This is a genomic window from Leifsonia sp. Ger2509 (genome assembly GCF_055231915.1).
In genome coordinates this window covers 3089445-3108656 of record NZ_JBUYVB010000003.1, presented here as the reverse complement: position 1 = coordinate 3108656, position 19212 = coordinate 3089445, and the positions used below count along the sequence as shown (strand labels likewise).

At 70.9% G+C, this 19212-nt stretch carries 21 protein-coding genes; 11 read left to right on the top strand and 10 right to left on the bottom strand.

Annotation, left to right across the window (positions count from 1 at the left end; all coding sequences use genetic code 11):
• Positions 1 to 12: 12 nt before the first annotated feature.
• Genes ACV7NN_RS15020 through ACV7NN_RS15010 form a run of 3 tightly spaced genes read right to left on the bottom strand, consistent with a single transcriptional unit; the run spans position 13 to position 2475 of the window.
• Positions 13 to 702, bottom strand: coding sequence for a response regulator (locus ACV7NN_RS15020; RefSeq protein ID WP_463350376.1), 690 nt, complete (start codon positions 700 to 702; stop codon positions 13 to 15).
• Positions 699 to 1907: a sensor histidine kinase gene (locus tag ACV7NN_RS15015; protein ID WP_463350375.1), complete on the bottom strand. Its 1209-nt coding sequence runs from the start codon at positions 1905 to 1907 to the stop codon at positions 699 to 701. The genes ACV7NN_RS15020 and ACV7NN_RS15015 overlap by 4 nt, the downstream gene beginning before the upstream one ends.
• Before the next feature lie 7 nt (positions 1908 to 1914).
• On the bottom strand, positions 1915 to 2475 hold the full coding sequence (locus ACV7NN_RS15010) for a hypothetical protein (protein ID WP_463350374.1): 561 nt from the start codon (positions 2473 to 2475) through the stop codon (positions 1915 to 1917).
• 171 nt (positions 2476 to 2646) lie between these two features.
• Here ACV7NN_RS15010 and ACV7NN_RS15005 point away from each other — a divergent pair, with 171 nt between their 5' ends.
• On the top strand, positions 2647 to 3513 hold the full coding sequence (locus ACV7NN_RS15005) for a spermidine synthase (RefSeq protein ID WP_463350373.1): 867 nt from the start codon (positions 2647 to 2649) through the stop codon (positions 3511 to 3513).
• An 87-nt stretch (positions 3514 to 3600) separates the two neighbouring features.
• On the opposite strand, the gene ACV7NN_RS15000 is transcribed toward ACV7NN_RS15005, so the two are convergent.
• From ACV7NN_RS15000 to ACV7NN_RS14990, 3 genes are read right to left on the bottom strand one after another with little or no spacing between them, the layout of a single operon-like run.
• Positions 3601 to 4500 (bottom strand): 5-oxoprolinase subunit C family protein, encoded by a 900-nt coding sequence (locus ACV7NN_RS15000; RefSeq protein ID WP_463351306.1) that lies wholly within the window; start codon positions 4498 to 4500, stop codon positions 3601 to 3603.
• Positions 4501 to 4505: 5 nt separating this feature from the next.
• Positions 4506 to 5153, bottom strand: a complete 648-nt coding sequence (pxpB, locus tag ACV7NN_RS14995) for a 5-oxoprolinase subunit PxpB (RefSeq protein WP_463350372.1) — start codon at positions 5151 to 5153, stop codon at positions 4506 to 4508.
• Positions 5150 to 5902 carry a LamB/YcsF family protein gene (locus ACV7NN_RS14990; RefSeq protein ID WP_463351305.1) on the bottom strand — a complete coding sequence of 251 codons (753 nt, stop codon included), beginning with the start codon at positions 5900 to 5902 and terminating at the stop codon, positions 5150 to 5152. Before ACV7NN_RS14990 ends, pxpB begins: the two co-directional genes overlap by 4 nt.
• Before the next feature lie 84 nt (positions 5903 to 5986).
• On the opposite strand from ACV7NN_RS14990, the gene ACV7NN_RS14985 reads away from it, so the two are divergent.
• The 4 genes from ACV7NN_RS14985 to ACV7NN_RS14970 all read left to right on the top strand — a co-directional run bounded on the left by ACV7NN_RS14985 (position 5987) and on the right by ACV7NN_RS14970 (position 9366).
• On the top strand, positions 5987 to 7222 hold the full coding sequence (locus tag ACV7NN_RS14985; RefSeq protein WP_463350371.1) for a PQQ-dependent sugar dehydrogenase: 1236 nt from the start codon (positions 5987 to 5989) through the stop codon (positions 7220 to 7222).
• A 197-nt stretch (positions 7223 to 7419) separates the two neighbouring features.
• Positions 7420 to 7848 (top strand): hypothetical protein, encoded by a 429-nt coding sequence (locus tag ACV7NN_RS14980; RefSeq protein WP_463350370.1) that lies wholly within the window; start codon positions 7420 to 7422, stop codon positions 7846 to 7848.
• Between the two features lie 173 nt (positions 7849 to 8021).
• Positions 8022 to 8528: a SprT-like domain-containing protein gene (locus ACV7NN_RS14975; RefSeq protein WP_463350369.1), complete on the top strand. Its 507-nt coding sequence runs from the start codon at positions 8022 to 8024 to the stop codon at positions 8526 to 8528.
• 238 nt (positions 8529 to 8766) lie between these two features.
• Entirely contained in the window at positions 8767 to 9366 is a 600-nt protein-coding gene (locus ACV7NN_RS14970) for a CGNR zinc finger domain-containing protein (RefSeq protein ID WP_463350368.1), read from the top strand.
• Between the two features lie 117 nt (positions 9367 to 9483).
• On the opposite strand, the gene ACV7NN_RS14965 is transcribed toward ACV7NN_RS14970, so the two are convergent.
• The 3 genes from ACV7NN_RS14965 to ACV7NN_RS14955 are packed head-to-tail and all read right to left on the bottom strand — an operon-like array spanning position 9484 to position 10913.
• Positions 9484 to 9789 carry a DUF427 domain-containing protein gene (locus ACV7NN_RS14965; protein WP_463350367.1) on the bottom strand — a complete coding sequence of 102 codons (306 nt, stop codon included), beginning with the start codon at positions 9787 to 9789 and terminating at the stop codon, positions 9484 to 9486.
• Between the two features lie 42 nt (positions 9790 to 9831).
• A complete protein-coding gene (locus tag ACV7NN_RS14960; RefSeq protein ID WP_463350366.1) occupies positions 9832 to 10428 on the bottom strand; it encodes a 2-phosphosulfolactate phosphatase in 597 nt (198 codons plus the stop codon).
• Entirely contained in the window at positions 10425 to 10913 is a 489-nt protein-coding gene (locus ACV7NN_RS14955) for an EVE domain-containing protein (RefSeq protein WP_463350365.1), read from the bottom strand. The genes ACV7NN_RS14960 and ACV7NN_RS14955 overlap by 4 nt, the downstream gene beginning before the upstream one ends.
• A gap of 158 nt (positions 10914 to 11071) precedes the next feature.
• Here ACV7NN_RS14955 and ACV7NN_RS14950 point away from each other — a divergent pair, with 158 nt between their 5' ends.
• From ACV7NN_RS14950 to ACV7NN_RS14935, 4 genes are all read left to right on the top strand, one after another.
• Positions 11072 to 11488, top strand: a complete 417-nt coding sequence (locus ACV7NN_RS14950; protein WP_463350364.1) for a YciI family protein — start codon at positions 11072 to 11074, stop codon at positions 11486 to 11488.
• 10 nt (positions 11489 to 11498) lie between these two features.
• Entirely contained in the window at positions 11499 to 12770 is a 1272-nt protein-coding gene (locus ACV7NN_RS14945; protein ID WP_463350363.1) for an RNA polymerase sigma factor, read from the top strand.
• Between the two features lie 84 nt (positions 12771 to 12854).
• A complete protein-coding gene (locus tag ACV7NN_RS14940) occupies positions 12855 to 13364 on the top strand; it encodes a hypothetical protein (protein ID WP_463350362.1) in 510 nt (169 codons plus the stop codon).
• Complete coding sequence (locus ACV7NN_RS14935) at positions 13361 to 14047, top strand: DUF1684 domain-containing protein (RefSeq protein ID WP_463350361.1); 687 nt, start codon at positions 13361 to 13363, stop codon at positions 14045 to 14047. Before ACV7NN_RS14940 ends, ACV7NN_RS14935 begins: the two co-directional genes overlap by 4 nt.
• 18 nt (positions 14048 to 14065) lie before the next feature.
• Here the strand turns inward: ACV7NN_RS14935 and ACV7NN_RS14930 are convergent, their stop codons facing one another.
• On the bottom strand, positions 14066 to 16345 hold the full coding sequence (locus ACV7NN_RS14930) for a HelD family protein (RefSeq protein WP_463350360.1): 2280 nt from the start codon (positions 16343 to 16345) through the stop codon (positions 14066 to 14068).
• A 121-nt stretch (positions 16346 to 16466) separates the two neighbouring features.
• Here ACV7NN_RS14930 and ACV7NN_RS14925 point away from each other — a divergent pair, with 121 nt between their 5' ends.
• Both ACV7NN_RS14925 and ACV7NN_RS14920 read left to right on the top strand, forming a co-directional pair.
• The gene (locus ACV7NN_RS14925) at positions 16467 to 17309 is read left to right on the top strand and encodes an SDR family NAD(P)-dependent oxidoreductase (RefSeq protein WP_463350359.1); all 843 of its coding nucleotides are present in this window, start codon (positions 16467 to 16469) and stop codon (positions 17307 to 17309) included.
• A 226-nt stretch (positions 17310 to 17535) separates the two neighbouring features.
• Positions 17536 to 19203, top strand: a complete 1668-nt coding sequence (locus tag ACV7NN_RS14920; protein ID WP_463350358.1) for a DEAD/DEAH box helicase — start codon at positions 17536 to 17538, stop codon at positions 19201 to 19203.
• The last annotated feature ends 9 nt before the right edge of the window (positions 19204 to 19212 follow it).

Genomic DNA, 19212 nt, shown 5'->3' with positions numbered 1-19212 from the left:
ATCCGCCCGGTTTCAGGAGCGCACGAGAGCGATCGCCTGGGCCCGGTCGCGCACGGCGATTTTGGCGAAGATCGCGTTGATGTGCGTTTTCACGGTCGCGACGCTGACGAACAGGCGGGCGGCGATCTCGCCGTTGCTGAGACCTTCCGCGATCAAGGCGAGGACCTCGGCCTCGCGACGCGTGAGGGCCGGAAAACGGGCGAGCAGCCCTTCCGCCGACGCAGGGTCGCCGCCTACCGACGCGGACGGCGCCGTTCCGGTCAGCGAGCTCACGAGCAGCGCGCCCACCGCGGGAGCGAACGTCGACTGCCCGCGGGCGACAGCGCGGATGGCGGCCGCCACCTCAGCGCGGCCCGCGTCCTTCGTCAGGTAGCCCTTCGCTCCCGCGCGCAGGGCGCCGAGGATCGAGTCGTCGTCGGCGAAGGTGGTCAGCACGAGGATCGCCGACCCCGGTGCCTCCCGCACGATCCGCTCGGTCGCACCCACTCCGTCGAGCACCGGCATCCGGAGATCCATGAGCACGACGTCCGGCCGCGCCTCGACGGCGAGGCGGACCGCCTCTTCGCCGTCGGCGGCTTCACCGACGACCTCGACGTCGGGCAGGAGGGACAGCACGGTCACGAGCCCGTCGCGGATGATCGCCTGGTCGTCGGCGACAAGCACGCGGATGGTGTCCGGTGACTGCTGCGAGCCGCCGCTCACGAGAGGCTCGCCTCCACCGTCACGATGAAGCGGCCGGCGTCGACCCCGGCCGTCGCGCGGCCACCGTTGGGGAGGGCGGCGAATCGTTCGCGCATCCCTTGCAATCCGCGGTTTCCGCCCGACCGGGCGAGCATCCCGGCACCGCCGTCGGACGCACGATCCGGGTCGTCGCCCAGCGGGTTCGACACGGTGAGCCGCACGTCGTCGTCCGACCAGGCGAGCAACGCCTCGACCGGCTCCCCCGGCGCGTGCTTTCGGGCGTTGCTCAGCGCCTCCTGGAGCGCGCGCTGCAGGGCGGCGGCCAGGTCGGGACCGAGCGGGCGCGGGGATCCCGTCGTTGTCAATTCGACCGCGCCGCCGAGAGAGCGGTGGGCGGCGAGCAGATCGGAGATCGCGGCGTCGAAGGAGGCGCCATCCGCTCGCTGCGACGGATCCTGCTCGGCCGGGTGCGCATCCGGATCGCGGAGCGCACCGACGGCACGGCGGGCCTCCCCCAGACCGGATGCGGCGAGCGCGCGAGCGTCGGAGACACGCGACCGCGCGCCATCGAGATCGCCCGACTCCAGCAGCGCCTCCACGGCATCGAGCTGGATGACGAGGCCGCCCAGGCTGTGGGCGAGCACGTCGTGGATGTCGCGGGCGACGCTCTGCCGCTGGGCGAGCAGCTCGATCTGCGCCTTCTCTTCGCGCAGGGTGAGCTCGCGTTCTCGCAGAAGTTCGGCCTGCGCCTCCGACTCGCGGAACTGGCGGCGGCTGATGCCGACCAGGACGGCGACCGCGATTCCACCGATCAGGGCGAGCACGGTGAGGAGCGGTGTGCCGAACGGGACGGAGCCGATCGCGACGAGGACGACGCTGATGAAAGCGATTCCGAGCCCGACGAGGATCGGCCGCGCCGGGTCTGCGACCACCATCATCACCGCCACCACGACAGGCACGATCCCGATGCCGTTCGTCGCGGCCGCGACCACGGACCCGGCGAACGCCATCACCATCGCGAGCACCAGGCCGACCGCCGACGGGACGGACCGGAAAGCCAGGATCAGACGCACCAGCCACGCGGCGAGCGCTGCCAGCCCGAGCACCAGGACCCAGGTCGGCCTGGTCGCGGTGTGCGTGGTCAGGATGGAATAGGTGACGACGAGGATGCCGAACAGGTTGAGCCCGAAGCTCAGCCAGGTCGGCTGCCTCACTGTATCCGTCACGAGACCATCATGCTGCGACAGCGGGCATCCGATCGAGACGGTAGGCGAACACGGCGGTTCGCGCTGCACGGTTCGCGGCCACCAGAAGCACGATGATGCCGGTCGAGGCGGCCAGGTGGGAGCCCGCCTGGGCGGCGAGCACGTCGACGCCGACACGGATGACGATGACCAGCACCCAGAGGGCGAGGCCCCACCAACCGGTGCGGGATTCCACGCTGGAGCTCTGGAGGATCGCATCGCGATCCCGCGACGCCAGCGCCGGGCGGGCTGCGCTCGCGCGGGGATCGTCTTGCGGGCGACTCAGCGGACGGAACACCGCGATGGCGCCCATCCACGCGCCGATCCCGAGCGAGACGCCGATCTCCACCAGCAGCACGGCGAGGTCGAGGGGCGTGATGGCGGTCGCATCCGTCGTCCGCGCCAGCAGTGCCACGCCGACGACCGCCATGATCAGGGGCAGCCGCCACATGCGGGCGATGGAGACCGGCCGCCAGGAGAGCTGGCGGAAGCCCATCCAGCCGATGAGGACGACGATGAGGAGTACGTTTCCGATGGCCTGGAGTGTCATGGTTCCAGCGTGGCGTTGGTCGGGTCTCCGGGGCACCATCCGTGGGTGGAGGTCCGGGTGGAGATCGTTACGCCAGGGGTCTACCTCGCGAGCGCGGCTCGCTCGGCGCTGGCGTCGCCCGATCGCATGCGATCGCCACAGCTCCAGCGCGGGTGGAACTAGGGTGGACTCGTGCCCGAGAACCCCTCTGTGACCCTCAAGGAGAGCGGCTACCGGGCGGTCATCGAAGCGGACCGGTTCGTGCCGGGCTCCTATCAACTCGTCGTCGACGGGACTCCGCAGTCGCACGTCAACCTCGACGACCCCAGCCAGCTCTTCTTCGAATACGTCCAGCGGATGGGCAACGTCATCGATCTGATCGGCGAACCCGGACAGCCGATCACCGCCGTGCACCTCGGCGCGGGTGCGCTGACGCTCCCCCGGTACATCGCGTACACCCGCCCGGGCTCGCGGCAGCAGGTCGTCGAGCTCGAGAGCAACCTGGTCGACCTGGTTCGCGAGCACCTTCCGCTGCCGCGGTACGCCCAGATCCGGGTGCGGCACGGCGACGCCCGCGAAGTCGTCGCCAAGTTTCCGGCCGGACTGCGGGGTTCGGTGGACCTGCTGGTGATCGACATCTTCAGCGGTGCCCGCACTCCTGCGCACGTCACCAGCCTCGAGTTCTACAGCTCGGCGGTCGAGCTTCTCGCGCCGGACGGCATCGTTCTCGTGAACGTCGCTGACGGGCCGCCGCTCGCGTTCGCGCGCAGCCAGGTCGCGACGCTGAGCGCTGCCGTGCAGAATGTGGCGGCGCTGGCCGAGACGCAGGTGCTCAAGGGCCGCCGCTTCGGCAACGTCGTGCTCGTCGGGTCGAACGCGCCGCTGCCCATGGACTGGCTGCCGCGCCTGCTCGCGAGCGGCCCGCATCCCGCCAAGGCTGTCGCCGGCGCCGAGCTCACGGCCTTCGCCGCCGGAGCGTCCGTGGTCACGGATGCGACCAGCGTGCCGTCCCCGCCGCCGGCGCGCAGCATCTTCCAGACGGGCACGCGCCGCGACTGACGCGCACGCGTGGCCGCGATCGGCCACCTTGTGCCGCTTGCGGCGGCGTGACGCGACAGCAGATGCCCGATCGCGCGGCGACGGGCGTCACGCGTGGCGGAACTGGATGCGCTGGCCGGGCCGCAACTGCGCGAACAGGTCGAGCGAGCGTTCGGCGACGACCGCGATGACGGGGTATCCGCCGGTCACCGGATGGTCGGCGAGCAGCACCGTCGGCAGGCCGTCGGGCGAGACCTGCACCGCCCCAGCCACCATGGGTTCGCTCGGCAACTCACCGTCGATGCGCCGTTCGAGCACGATCGATGGTTCGGATGGCCGCCCGGCGACATGGGCCGGGCCCCGCACGAGCTCGAGCCGCGTTCCGATGCGGTTGGAGGCCGCGCTCACCGACCACTCCCGGTCGAAGAACGCGTCGATCGCGTCGTGGGTGAACCAGTCGGCACGGGGTCCCGGATGCGCGCGCACGGTGACGAGCGCGTCGTCCGGTGGCACGACCGGGACGAAATCGAGGAGGGGGACCGGGCGGCCGGGTTCCTCGCCGAGCGGAAGCCTGTCGCCCGACACGACGGGCGGGGGGCCCAGCGACGAGATCAGATCGGTCGACCGGGAGCCGAGCACCGCGTCCACGGAGACGCCGCCGCGCACCGCCAGGTAGAAGCGCACGCCGCGGACGGCCGAGCCGATCCGCAGCACGGAACCCGCTCGCGCCGCCGTGGCGAGGTCCGGGTCGATCGCCGCGCCGTCGAGCGCGAGGTCGCCGCGAGCTCCCACGACCGCGAACCAGGTGGCCGCCGAGAACCGGGCCGTGAAGCCGCCAAACAGGATCTCCAGTCCTGCGGCCTCCTCGTCGTTTCCCACGAGCCGGTTGGCGAGGCGCAGTGCTCCGCGGTCGAGGGCGCCACTCGACGTGACACCGAGGTGGGCGTTCCCCGGGCGGCCGAGGTCCTCGACGAGCGTCAGAGGTCCGGCCTCCAGCACCTCCAGCATCCCGGTCACCGTTCCTCCACGAACCGCACCCGCGTGCCAGGGGCGAGCAGCGCAGGAGGCGAGGCCGACGGATCCCACAACGCAGCATCCGTCGACCCGATCAGCTGCCAGCCACCTGGGCTGGACCGCGGATAGACGCCGCTGAACTCACCCGCCAGCCCGACCGACCCCGCGGGGACCGACGGGCGCGGGCTCGCACGCCGCGGCACCCGCAGCCGGTCGTGGTCTGTCACCAGGTAGGCGAAACCCGGGGCGAACCCGCAGAAGGCGACGCGCCAGTCGGATGCCGTGTGCAGCGCGATCACGTCGGCCGCCGTCACGCCGAGGAGGCCGGCGACGTCGTCGAGGTCCGCGCCGTCGTAACGGACAGCGAGCTCGACCGTGTCGGCCGCGGCTCCCCTGAGGTCTGCCGGTGCCGTCTGGGCAGCCCACGCCATGGCGACAGAGAGAAGGAGCACCGAGGGATCGACCGTGACCCCGATCGTTCGCGCTGCGGGCACCAGGTCGACGACACCGGGCGGCCGGGACGCAACCAGCGCGGCATAGAGGGCGATCACGTCATCGAGGGTGTCCAGTTCGAGCAGGAACCCGCGGTCGCCGAGCGGAAGCACGCGCCTGGCGGAGGTCCGTGCGCCCGACACCGCTCCGTTCATCGCGTGAACGCCTCGATCCGGATGCCCGCAGCGGTCAGCGCCGACCGCACGGCCCGCGCCATCCCGACGGCTCCCGGGGTGTCGCCGTGCACGCAGAGCGAGTCGACCTGCACGTCGATGACGGTGCCGTCGGCTGCTGCGACACGACCCGACACGACGAGCTCCACGGCGCGGGCGGCGATCGCCTCGTCGCCGGAGAGCAGGTCCCCTGGCCGGCCGCGCGGAACGAGCGAGCCGTCTGTGAGGTACCCGCGGTCGACGAAAGCCTCGTTCACGAAGGCGAGATCGCGCTCGCGTGCCCTGGCGGAGATCGACGACCCGGCGAGGCCCAGCAGGGGAAGGCGCGGGTCGAAATCCGCGACCGCGCGGGCGACGGCATCCGCCTGCACGTCGTCGGAGACGATCCGGTTGTACAGAGCGCCGTGCGGCTTGACATAGGCGACGCGGGTCCCAGCGACCCTGGCGATGCCGTCGAGGGCAGCGAGCTGGTAGAGCACGTCGGCGGAGAGCTCGGCCGACGGGACGTCCATCGCCCTGCGCCCGAAGCCCGCGAGATCGCGATACGACACGTGGGCGCCCACCGCGACCCCGTTGCGGGCGGCCGTGGTGCACGCCGCGAGCATGACGGATGCATCCCCCGCGTGGAAACCGCACGCGATGTTCGCACTCGAGACGACGCCGAGCATCGCGTCGTCATCCCCCATGCGCCACGCCCCGAAAGACTCGCCCAGGTCGCTGTTCAGGTCGATCGAACGATTCACGTTCCCCATTGTCGCGTCGGAACGGCGGCGGGCATAGCGCCGTGCGCGGCGAACCTGCACACTGGAAGGGACATGGGGGTTGGAGCGGTGACGCCGGAAGGGCGCGACCGGTCGCCGGGAAGGGCGAGACGGCGACGCGCCCGCTTCGTCATGGCCGTCGCCGTCGCGTCGGCCGCAGCACTGCTGGCCGGATGCACGCTCATCACCCCGTTGCCCCCGAGCACCGGTTCGCCGACGCGGACAGCCGGCTCCTCGGCGACAGCGACACGTCCGCCGTCGACCGGGGACACCATCCCGTGGCAGCCGAAGAGCACGTCGGTGCTCGAGACGGGGCTCCAGGTGCCGTGGTCGGTCGTTCCGCTCCCCAGCGGGTCCGCGCTCATCAGCGAGCGCGACACGGCGACGGTCCTCGAGCGACTGCCCGACGGGAGGCTCCGAACCCTCGGACCCGTGCCGGGTGTCGCATCCGGCGGCGAAGGCGGACTCCTCGGTCTCGCCGTGCCCGAACAACCGGCGTCCGCCTTCAGCTGGCTGTACGTCTACCTGACGACCAGCACGGACAACCGCGTCATCCGGATGCCGCTCAACGGCGTGAGCGGCCGCTACAGCCTCGGCGAACCCCAGAAGGTGATCATCGGGATCCCCAAGGCGTCGAACCACGACGGTGGACGGCTCGCGTTCGGACCGGACGGGATGCTGTACATCAGCACCGGGGACGCGACAAACGGCGCCAACGCCCAGAACCTCTCGTCCCTCGGCGGCAAGATCCTGCGGATCACGCGCGACGGCGACATCCCGGCCGACAACCCGTTCCCGGGTTCCCCCGTCTACTCGTACGGGCACCGCAATGTGCAGGGCCTCGCCTGGGACTCCCACGGCACCATGTGGGCGAGCGAGTTCGGGGAGAACACCTGGGACGAGCTCAACATCATCAAACCCGGTGCGGACTACGGGTGGCCCGTCGTCGAGGGCACCGCCCACGACTCCCGGTTCGTCGACCCCGTGTACCAGTGGCACACCGACCAGGCCAGCCCGAGCGGCATCGCGATCGTCGGGGACACCATCTTCATGGCCGGCCTGCGCGGTGAACGCCTCTGGGCGATCTGGTCGACCGACGGCCACGGGCCCGTCACTGTCGCGCCGTTCTTCGTCGGGACGTTCGGCCGGCTGCGCGCCGTCGTCGCCGTCGCCGACGGGCTGTGGATGCTCACCAACAACACCGACGGACGCGGCACCCCGCGCACCGGCGACGACAAACTGATCGCGGTCACCCTCGTGCCTGCCGTCGGAAACAATCGACCGGGTTAGTCTGGAACGGTCACACGGTCTGGAGCAGCATCCTGAGCATCATCCTCGGTTACGACCCCTCTACCCTGCGCGAGCGCGTCGACCTGCTCGCGGCGGGGGCACGTCTCGATGAACTGGGCGAACTCCGGAGCCTCAGCGCGCTGAACGAGAAAGTCGTTCTGCTGCGGCTGGTCGGCCGGCTCGACGAAGCGTGGCAGGTGGCCAACGAAGCCCTGCGGCAGGCACGATTCACCGGTGACCGGGAGCAGGTGCTCGGCGCGCGCATCCGCCGCGCCCAAGTGCTGCAATTCCAGGGCAAGCTCGACGAAGCCGTGACCGAGCTGTCCGGGTGCGTGGACGAGGCGAGGACCCACGAGTGGACCGCACTCGAAGGGTTCGCGGTGCAGAACCGCGGCAAGACGTACTTCGACCAGAAGGACTACGCGGCGGCACTCGCGGACTTCACGGCGGCGGTGTTCCTGCGCGAGAAGCTGGGCGCATCCAAGGCCGACCTCGAGAGCTCGCTCATCGCGGTGGCCGTCGCCGAGTCATTCCTCGACGAGCAGCGTGGTGTGCGTGGCGAGGAGCGCGGTGCCGGGGGCGAGCGGCCCGGTGAGTCCGGTGAGCCCGGAAATGCTGTGGATTGATCTGGATGCGCGTCAGCGGCCTCGCGTAGGATTCGGGTCATGAAAGTGCGGGCTGGCCATACGGAGCGGTCCCGCACGGGGTCGTGGCCCGCCTCGCCGATCCCCTCGGCACCGGCACCCGCTTCGGGGGAGAGCTTGCCAAACGTCGGACTTCAGCCGCCCGGGCGCCGCTGATGGCCGATCTCGACCGCGTGCGCCGCTGGGCCAACGCCCTCATCGTGCTCCACCTCGACCCTGCCGTGTGGTCGTTCGACTTCGACAATGCGAAGACCCGCGCTGGGCTGTGCAACTACACGGCCAAACGGATCACGGTCTCGCGCTACCTCGCCTCGCGGTACGACGACGACGAGATCCACCAGATCCTTCTGCACGAGGTCGCGCACGCAATGGCCGGTTCGCGGGCCGGGCACGGTCCCCGGTGGAGGAACATCGCCGTCGGCCTCGGTTACGAGGGCAAGCGGCTGCACGGCGGCGCGATCGCCGACGACCTCGCTCCCTGGGTGGGCACGTGCCCCAAGGGGCACACGCACTACCGGTACCGCAAGCCCTCCCGTGCGCTGGCGTGCGGCGCTTGCTCGCGGCGGTTCGACGCGGCCAACCTGATCAGCTGGCAGCACCGGGAGGTCACGACGGCGCAGCGGCGCATGGCAGCCTCTGCGGCGCGCGAGATCGCGGACTGAGCCGGGCGGCGAGCGCCCGCGTTCTGTCCGACCGCGCTCGGGTCGGACGGGTGGGTGCCTCTCGCACTGGTTACGTCTCGCCGCACGAGGTAGAACACGTGCGGTGAGACGGAACACGTGCGGTGAGCGGGATCGGCCGCGTGGGCACGTGTCGCAGGTGTACGAGGGGGACACTGTAACCGGATACTTTGGTTACGTGGCGACGCAGGCGATACTCCCCCGGGCTACCGGGCAATGGATGGACTCCGACGACGGATTGCACTGGTGGTTCGACTCGGGCTCGCTGGCCCTCGATTTCGCCTGCACCGGCGACCTCGGCTCCGGCGATGGGCGATCCGGTGCGACCGCGCACACGCGAACCCCCAGGGAGACCCTGCTCACCGCGGCCGATCTCTCCGAGTGGCTCGTCGACCGGTTCCCGGAGGTGGCGCCGAGCGCTGGCCCCCGCGAACTCACGGATGCGCGCGCCCTCCGCGACGCGATCACCCGGCTCGCGCTCGCGGCTCGGGGCGACGCGGCGCTCCCCGCAGACGAGATCGACACGGTGAACCTCTTCGCGGCGACCCCGGACATTCCGCCGTCGCTCGGCGGAGGGTCGCGGCAGGCCGGGCGCAGCAACGCGCGTCCGACCCAGGCGCTCTCGACCATCGCGCGCGACGCCGTCCGGTTGTTCGGCCCGGAAGCCGGCGGCCGCATCCGGGAATGTTCCGCCGACGACTGCGCCTACATCTATCTCGACACCTCCCGCAGCGCCAACCGCCGCTGGTGTTCGATGCAGCGCTGCGGCAACCGCTCGAAGGTGCGCGCCCATCGGGCTCGCGCATCCGCTACGCCCTAGACGTCGAGTCCGGGAAAAGTCCGCCGATTCGGCAGAATCCGCGCACTTTTCCCGGGCTCAACCGCGCGAGGCGGGAAGGCCCGGCCGGGCGCGGCCGGCCGGGGCGCGAGGCGGCGATCAGTCGTCGACGACCTGGACGTCCTTCCAGAACGCCACGTAGTTGCTGTAGTCCTTGCCGACCCGGTCGAACGAACTCGGGTACGGGGTCGGGTAGCTCCACGCACGGTCCTGCAGCAGGCCGTCGCCGTTCTTGACGCTGAAGTACTGGCACTCGCCCTTCCACGGGCACGTGTACGGTGTGTCGCTCGCCACCAGGTGCTCACTGTTCACGCTCGCCGGCGGGAAATACCAGTTGCCTTCGATGCGGACGAGGTCGGCCTCGTTGGCCTGTGCGATGACGGTGCCGTTCAGAACTGCTTTCACGATAATTCCTCCTGCACGGGGGCAACGTTGCAGCAGTGCAGATCATTCCGCCGCGGGAGCCGACCTCAGGACCAGCACGGTTTCGGCCGCGTCGAGGCGTCCCGCGGCCGCGATCCCGGCCCCGTCAGCGCCCGCCGCGAGCGCGGCCTGACCGGATGCGGATGCGGTGAGCAGGTGCGCGACAGCCCCTCGCAACCCGGTGAAGGCTGCGCACGCTGCCGCAGCCTCGGGCGACGTGTGGTCGATACCGAGCGAGCCCAGCGCGTCGATGACCGCGCCGGCGGCGAGCAGGTCTTCGACGGCGAACCGCGTGCCTCCCCCTGCGCGCGGCTCCCCCGCCGCGATGATCGAGACCATCGCGCGGCGGCCGAGCCGCACCTGCTCGTCGAGGATCCAGCGCGCCGTCGCGGTCGCGTTCACCATTCCGCCGCTGACGATGGCGGCTCCCGCGGCGACGGATGCGGCGAGCGCGGTGGCGACGGACGGCTGGTCCTCCGCCGGAGCGGCGAGCTGCGGCACGGCATCCACCCACACGACCACGTCGGCGTCCGAGGCGACCGCACGGGCACCCGCAAGCCCCCAGTCGAAGCGGAGCTGGTATTTGGCCTGCGCGAACGGATCGGATGCGGTCTCGGTCACCGGGATATCGTAGCCCGGGCCCGGCGCGGCTCGTCGGGCGACGGCCGGCGCATCTGGGTGCGGATGACCTCGAAATCGTGGCGGGACAGCTCGATCAGCCCGCGCCGCAGCTGGTAACCCCAGTTCGGGTTCTGGCGGGTGAACTCGAGCACCGGCAGCAGCGGGCGGATGGGTGCGGAGACGGCGGCATGGTCGAAGTCGACCCGCCGGCGCCACGGCCGGAAGTCACCGTTCTGGCCGGTCATCATCGGGCCATCCGGTGCCTGGTAGATGTCGCCGTCGGCGATGCGCCCGATCGCGGTGAACGCTTTGAGCGGCTCGCCGTCGGGGTACGACTCGCGTGGCGAGTAGTAGACGAACCCGTCGGCTTCGTTCATCCGCACCAGAGGGGCTTTCGCCCCGTGGTTGACCTGCGCGATCCCCATGGCGACCCCGCGCAGTGCGTGGTCGCGCTGCACGACACCAAGCCAGAAGCGGATCGCCATGGTCTCAGTTGTAGCGCATCCCCATGACAGGAGGGGCAGACTGGACGCGTGGATGCTTCGTGCCACGATCCCGGGCCGCCATGTCGATTCCGGGACCCGCTGTTCGACGTGTTGGTGAAGGGCATTCCCGCCCGGCCACGACAAGGAGACGAACGACCATGAAGTACATGATGATCCTGAACTCGGACCCCCAGACGGAGTCGACGGCGATGCCGGACGAGGACGACCTGAACGCTATGGGCCGGTACAACGACGAGCTGATCAAAGCAGGCGTCCTGCTCGCCGGCGAGGGCCTGCACCCGAGCTCGGAGGGTTCGCGCGTCGAGTACTCGGAAGACGAGCGCACCGTCGTCGACGGTCCGTTCACCGAGACGAAGGAGCTGATCGCGGGATTCTGGATCATCCAGGCCGCGAGCAAGGCGGAGGCGCTCGAGTGGGCGCGCCGTATCCCGCTGAAGAAGGGCCGGGTCGAGGTGCGACGGGTCTTCGAGGTGTCGGAGTTCCCCCAGGACAACGAGTACGTGCAGAAGGAAGTGCAGTGGCGCGACGAGCACGGCGAATCACGCACGGCATGAGGCGGCCGCGATGACCGAGGTCGCTGACGCACGCCGCGCCGAGGAGGCCCGCCGCGCCGTCGACGCGGTCTGGCGCATCGAGTCGGCGAAGCTCATCGCCGTGCTCGCGCGGATGGTGGGCGACGTCGGCGTCGCCGAGGAACTCGCACAGGATGCGTTGGTGGCCGCCCTCGAGCAGTGGCCGGCCGGCGGCATCCCCCGCAACCCGGCCGCGTGGCTCACCTCGGTGGCCAAGCGTCGCGCTATCGACGGCTGGCGCAGGCAGGAGCGGCTGGGCGACAAGTACGCGCAGCTCGCGCGCGACCTGGAGACCGCGGACGACACGGACGACCCCGCCCAGCTCGCCGAGGCGGTCATCGAGGACGACCTGCTGCGGCTGGTCTTCATCGCCTGCCACCCGGTGCTCACCAAGCCGTCCCGCGTCGCGCTGACCCTCAAACTGCTCGGCGGCCTCTCGACGGATGAGATCGCGCGTGCCTTCCTGGCTCCGAGCTCGACGATCGCCCAGCGCATCGTGCGGGCGAAACGCACCCTGACGGCTGCGCGGGTTCCGTTCGAGGTGCCGGACCCGAGCGAGTTCCCGCAACGACTCGGGTCGGTACTCGAAGTGATCTACCTGATCTTCAACGAGGGCTATTCGGCGACGCTCGGCGACGACTGGATGCGTCCCTCGCTCTGCTTCGAGGCTTTGCGGCTGGGCCGCGTGCTCGCCGAGCTCACGCCCAGGGAGCCCGAGGTCCACGGGCTCGTGGCCCTCATGGAGTTCCAGGCCTCGCGGCTCGGCGCGCGCACCACGCCGGCGGGAGAGCCGGTGCTCCTGCAGGACCAGGACCGGGCGCGCTGGGACCGCATCCTGATCAGCCGCGGCGTCGCCGCCCTGGACCGCGCGGAGAAGCTGGCACGCGGTCGCGGACCGTACGCTCTGCAGGCCGCGATCGCCGCCTGCCACGCGACCGCTCCGGCCGCCGGGGACACGGATTGGGAGGAGATCGTCGCGCTCTACGATGCGCTGGCCGAGCTCTCCCCGTCCGCTGTCATCGAGCTCAACCGGGCGGTGGCCCTCTCGATGGCGTACGGCCCGGAGGCCGCCCTGGAGGTCGTCGACCGCCTCGCCGCAGAGGGGTCGCTCGCGTCGTACCACCTGCTGCCGAGCGTGCGTGCCGACCTGCTGTCCCGGCTCGGCCGCGGCGCAGAGGCGAGCCGCGAGTTCGCGCGCGCCGCGAGCCTCACCGGCAACGAACGCGAGCGCGCTCTGCTGCTGGAGCGGGCCGCGCAGCAGTAGTCGCGTGCGCCGACCGACCGGGCGCCACCTTCCGGTGCGCTGCGAATCGTGGCCGGCGCGCGAAGGTCGGGTCAGACTGGGTGGATGCGCGTGCTGTTGAAGTTCCTCCTCGACTGCGATCCCGACGCCGCCTGGCGCGCTCTGCAGAGCCCGACAGCGTTCCGCGAGGTTTCGTTCCCGTGGGCGGACTTCTCCTCCCTCGAGCCCGGCGGTTTCCCCACCGTCTGGGGCGAAGGTGCGCATCCGGTGCAGGTGCGGGCGCTGCGCGCCGTGAGCGTCGGCGAGCAGGAGATCGACATCAGCTTCCCTGGCACGCGGGTTCCGGGCGTGCGCATGCTTCGCGACTCCGGCGGCGGTCGCAGCGGAATCCTCGGCCTCGTGCCCGAGCTGGACCATCGGATGGCCGTCTCGGCCGACCCCGCCGGCCCCGACGCGGAGGGCCGCATCCGCACCCTCTACCGCGACCAGCTGATCGTCCGGGCGGGTGTTCTCACCCCGGCCGTCTGGTACTCGTTGTGGGCGTTCTGGCAGTGGCGCGGCCTGCGCCTGCGCCAACTCGCGCCCACCTGGGCGTACGATCCGGAAGCATCATGAGCGAATCAGCGATCGCCTCCAACGGGCTCAGCGACCCGGAACCCCGTCCCTCCGCCCGGGCGGTCACGGCCGTGCAGATCGCGGACTGGCGCAGCCGCGTGTTCGCGATGTATGCCTCGGTGAGACGCATCGCCGCCACCGACCCTGCCGCAGCGCACAGCTACTGGCGGTCCACCCGCGACGAGCTGTTCGGCTCGCATCCGGCCACGCCCCTCCTGCCGGAGTACCGCGCGGACTTCACCGGGCTGCCGGTCACCGGCTACGACCCGGAGTGGCGCTTCGACCTGGAGATCCATCCAGCGGCGGAACCGCGGAGGATGGATGTGGAGACCGGCACGGACGGGATCGTTCCGTTCGAGCTGCTCGGCACAGTCCGCGTTCCGTTCGCGGGATCGCTGGACGTCTGGCGTCTCGCGTCCTACGGCGGCGGGCTGTTCGTGCCCGTGAAGGACGCGCTGGCCGGCCGGCCGGGCGGAACCTATGGGGGCGGCCGCTACCTGATCGACACGATCAAGGGTGCGGATCTGGGCTCTGACGCGTCGGATGGCGAAGCCACCCTGGTGCTCGACTTCAATTTCGCCTACAACCCGAGTTGCGCGTACGACCCGGAGTGGGCGTGCCCGCTCGCGCAGGCGGGCAACACACTCGCGGCCGAGGTCCCCGTCGGGGAGCGGTACCCGTAGCGGCCGCTCTACTGCGCGCTAGCCGACGACCGCGGCCGGCCGGACCATGGTGAGCCGCTGCGTCGGACGGGTCATCGCGACGTACAGCGCCGCCGCGCCGCGCGGTGACTCGGAGACCAGCCCGTCCGGGTCGGCGAGCACGACCGCATCGAACTCGAGCCCCTTCGCCTCGAACGCGGTGAGCACAGCGATCGGCTTGAGCAGGCCGGCAGCGCCGCGTCCTGCAAAACCGTCGAAACGTCTCGTGAGCTCGGCGGACACAGCCTCGACGATCGCTGTGGGCGCGATGACAGCGAGCGTTCCCGACGCGATCAGCTCACGGTCGGAAGCCACGGCATCCGCAGCCGCTTCGGCGAGCGCACGCACCGCATCCGACGGCCGGCCCGGGGCTTCCACGGTCAGGATCGGCCAGTCGCCCTCGCGCACGGCGCGCGCCGGCGTGATGGGCAGGCCGTGCTCGACGGCGAACCGCTCGGCCTCGCGGGCGATCTGGGCCGGCGTGCGGTAGTTCACGGTGAGCTCCTCCAGACGCCAGTTCTCGCGGAAGTACGGCGTGAGGGCGGATTCCCAGCTCGTCGCCCCCGCCGCCGACGCGACCTGCGCGATGTCGCCGACGATGGTGAACGACCGCATCGGGCAGCGGCGCACCAGCAGGCGCCACTGCATCGGCGACAGTTCCTGCGCCTCGTCCACGACGACATGGCCGTAGACCCAGGTGCGGTCTGATGCGGCGCGTTCCGCGGTGGTCCCGCGGTCCTCCTGCTCGGCGAACCCGTCGGCGAGCTGCTCCGCGGTGACCAGGCCCTCGACGCCCATGTTGCGGATGGCGGCACGCGCGTTCTCGAGGTCGCGCTTGCGCTGGCGGTCCCGTTCGCGGGCACCGGCGTCCGGCTTTCCGGGGAACGCTCCGAGCAGCTCGGCCGCTTCGTCGAGGAGGGGGACATCGCTGACCGTGAACGGCGCCGTGCGCTCGCGGAGCAGCAGCGCGCGCTGGGGCGCGGTCCAGCGTGTCGTCAGCTCGGCGAGCCAGGCCGGGCGTGCGAACAGGTCCTGGAGGAGTTTCTCGGGGGTCAGCGGAAGCCACGCGGTGTTCAGCAGCACGCGCACGTCGTACGAAGTGCGGAGATCTTCACGGAGGGACTTCACGTCGTCGTCGTCGATCGTCGACCCGGTCGCACGGAGCTGTGCGACGAGCCGCTCGGTGAGCTCCCCGAGCGCGTGCTTGACGAATGTCACACGCGCGACGTTGTGGGGTTTGCCCGTGCGCTGCGCACGGGAGATCGCGCGGGCGATCAGCTCGGGCTGCACCTCGAGCTTCACGCCGTCGACGTCGACGGTCTGCACCGCCTCGGGAACGCGCTGGCGGGAACGGACCGCGCGCGACAGCAGCCGCGCCATCGAAGCGGAGCCCTTCAGCCGGGCGACCTCCGGGACGTCGTCGTCGACCGCTTCCACGCCCGGGTAGAGCTCCCCCAGGCTCTGCATCACCACGCCGGTCTCACCGAGCGACGGGAGCACCGCCTCGATGTAGCGCAGGAACGCCGTCGACGGCCCGACCACGAGCACGCCGGCCGAGCTGAGCCGCTGCCGGTTCGTGTAGAGCAGGTAGGCGGCGCGGTGCAGGGCCACCGCCGTCTTGCCGGTACCGGGGCCGCCCTGGACGACGAGCGCACCACGCAGGTCGGAGCGGATGATGCGATCCTGTTCCGCCTGGATGGTCGCGACGATGTCGTGCATCCGGCCGGTGCGCTGGGCCGTCAGGGCCGCGAGCAGAGCGCCCTCGCCCTGCACGACCTCGCCGTCGGCCACGGCGGCTCCGCCGGTCGACGCGCTCGCCTCCAGCAGGGTCTCGTCGAACACTTCGTCGTCGATGCGCAGCACCTCGCGCTGCCGCATCGTGAGGTGCCTGCGCGCGCGGACGCCGAGCGGAGCGGCCGCCGTCGCCTGGTAGAACGCGCTCGCCTGCGGTGCGCGCCAGTCGATCAGGAGCGAACGCTGGTCGTCGTCGCGCAGGCCGATGCGGCCGATGTACCGGTGGGCAGGGTCGTCGACCGAACCGGATCCGTGCAGGAGGAGCCTGCCGAAGACGAGCCGCGCATCCACCTCGCGCAGCTGCGCCAGCTGGTCCTCGTAGAGTGCCGCGAAGGCGTCGCGTTCGCTGCGCGCCTGGTGGTTGCCGCCGACGCTCTCACGGCGGACGTCGGCGAGCCGGCGGCCGGTCTCCGCACGCAGTTCGTCGAGACGTTCGTAGAGCGCCGTGACGATCGCACGCTCACGTTCGAGTTCCGATTCCTGCACGCACACCCCTATCGATACGGGCCGACAGTCTACGACTTCCAGCCGTGGCTGAACCGTGAGCCACGCGGCGTAGGATGCTGCGATCGCACTCCGCAGCGGAGCGCCCGAGGGGAGCCAACGCATGGTCCAGCCGATTCTGCTCATCACAGGAACCTCCACCGGGATCGGCCTGGCGACCGCGGTCGCCGCGGCAGGCGCGGGCTTCCGCGTGGTCGCCACGATGCGCGACACGGCGAAAGGCGGTCTCCTGCACGCCGCTGCGCGCGAGGCAGGGGTCGAGGTGGACATCCGTACCCTCGACGTCACCGACGGCGCCGCCGTCACGTCCTGCGTCGACGCGGTGATGGCGCAGTACGGCCGGCTGGATGCGGTCATCAACAACGCCGGATCCGGGCACCTCGGCACGATCGAGGGCGAGACGATCGACGACGTCCGGGCGGTCATGGAGGTGAACTTCTTCGGCGTCGTCGCAGTGACGAAGGCCGTGCTGCCGCACCTGCGGGAGACCGGAGGCAGGCTCGTGACCGTCAGCAGTGTGGGCGGGGTCGTCGGCCAGCCGTTCAACGAGGCGTACTGCGCGGCCAAATTCGCCGTCGAAGGGTTCATGGAAGCGCTCACCCCGGTGGCCGCCACGGTCGGCGTGCCGGTCACGGTCGTCGAGCCAGGAGCGGTGAGCACGGAGTTCGTCGCCAACGTCGGAGTCGACCTGCCGGCGATGCTCGAAGCGGTGGGTCCATTCGCGCCGGCACTCGAGGCGTACCTCGCGCGCACGGCGGCCGCGTTCGACCCGTCGCGTGCGCAGACCCCGGATGCGGTAGCCGCCGTGATCGTCGACCTGCTGCTCTCGGAGCGTCCGCCCGCGCGCCTCCAGACCTCCGAAACGGCGCGTCAGTTCGTCGGTGCGAAGCTGTCCGACCTGGACGGATCGGCTGTGCAGTCAGTGACAGCCGGCTGGGTCCGCTAGACTGTAACCACTTGCGGGTCCATCGCTGGACCCCCTGCGTCGTAGAACGCACCTCTTCACGTTGGCGCCGGGCCGAAAAACGGTCCCGCTTCCTGTTGAAACTTTCTTACGGCGAACGATCGTGCCGCCGGCACCTTCGCCAATGATCCCCCGAAGACGACCTTCAGCGCTGTCCGCAGTCGTGATATGCGTCTCGCGGGGAATCCGATGCCCGAAAGGCACCACTGTGACCAACCCAACATTCGCTTCGCTCGGCGTGCCCGCGCCCCTCGTCGCCGCGCTCACCGCGGACGGCAAGACCGAGCCGTTCCCCATCCAGGTCGACACCCTCCCCGACACCCTCGCCGGACGCGACGTGCTCGGGCGGGGAAAGACCGGCTCGGGCAAGACCCTCGCCTTCGCCCTGCCGATGGTCGCCCGCCTCGGCGGTGCGCTCGCCGGCGGTCGTCGCCGTGCGGGCCGGCCCCTCGGCCTCGTGCTCGCACCGACCCGCGAGCTCGCCACCCAGATCTCCGCGACCCTCAGCCCGCTCGCCGAGGCGTACGGCCTCAAGACGACCACCATCTTCGGCGGCGTCTCGCAGCAGCGCCAGGTCGCCGCGCTCAAAGACGGCGTCGACATCGTCGTCGCCTGTCCCGGCCGCCTCGAAGACCTGATGAAGCAGGGCTTCGTCACGCTCGACGCCGTCGAGATCACCGTGCTCGACGAGGCCGACCACATGGCCGACCTCGGCTTCCTGCCCGTCGTCACGCGCATCCTCGACAAGACTCCGAACAGCGGCCAGCGCCTGCTGTTCTCGGCGACCCTCGACAACGGTGTGGACAAGATCGTCAAGCGATTCCTCCACAACGAGGTGCTGCACTCCGTCGACGAGGTCACCAGCCACGTCGAAGCCATGACCCACCACGTGTTCGAGGTTGACGGCATGGAAGCCAAGCGCGTTCTCGTGCAGAAGCTCGCCTCCGGCACCGGACGCCGCATCCTGTTCATGCGCACCAAGCACCACGCGAAGAAGCTCGCCAAGCAGCTGACGGATGCGGGCATCCCCTCCGTCGACCTGCACGGCAACCTCTCCCAGGTGGCGCGCGACCGCAACCTCGCCGCGTTCGGCGCAGGGGACGTGCGCGTGCTCGTCGCGACCGATGTCGCAGCGCGCGGGGTGCACGTGGACAACGTCGAACTCGTCGTGCACGTCGACCCGCCCATGGAGCACAAGGCGTACCTGCACCGCTCCGGGCGCACCGCTCGCGCGGGCAGCGCCGGAGATGTCGTGACGGTCGTGCTGCCGACGCAGCGCTCGGACGTGAAGGTCCTGCTCCGCAAGGCCGCGATCAGCGCAACACCGCAGGTCGTGGATGCCGAGTCGGCAGCGGTCAACGCTCTGGTCGGCGAGGTCGCGGCGTACGTCAAGCCGCTTCCCCGCGAAGCCCAGCCGCAGCGCGGGCAGTCGCAGGGCGGGCGCTCGCAGGGCGCGAACGCGCAGCGCAAGCGCGCGGCGCGGGATGGTCGGGACGGGCAGTCGCGTGACGGTCAGTCGCGTGACGGCCAGCGCCGCGATGGCGGTCGTGGCCAGGGCCGCGACGGACAGGCGCGCGATGGCCAGGGCCGCGATGGCCAGCTGCGCGACGGCCAGGCGCGCGACGGCGGGCGCGGTCAGGGCCGTGGCCAGCAGTCGCGTGGCGGATCGTCGGATGCGGTGAGCGGCGGCGCACGTCGCGACCGTTCCGGTCGCCCGGCCTCGCACGGCAGCGCAGGCTCGCAGCGTTCCGGCTCGTCCACGGGTGGCGCCTCGCAGGGCGGTGCACGCTCCGGCGCTCGCCAGGGCCTGCAGGTCGGCAGCCTCGTCGGCGGAAGCACCGGCCGCGGGCAGGGTTCCCGCCGCGCACGCGGCTAGGGCACAGAC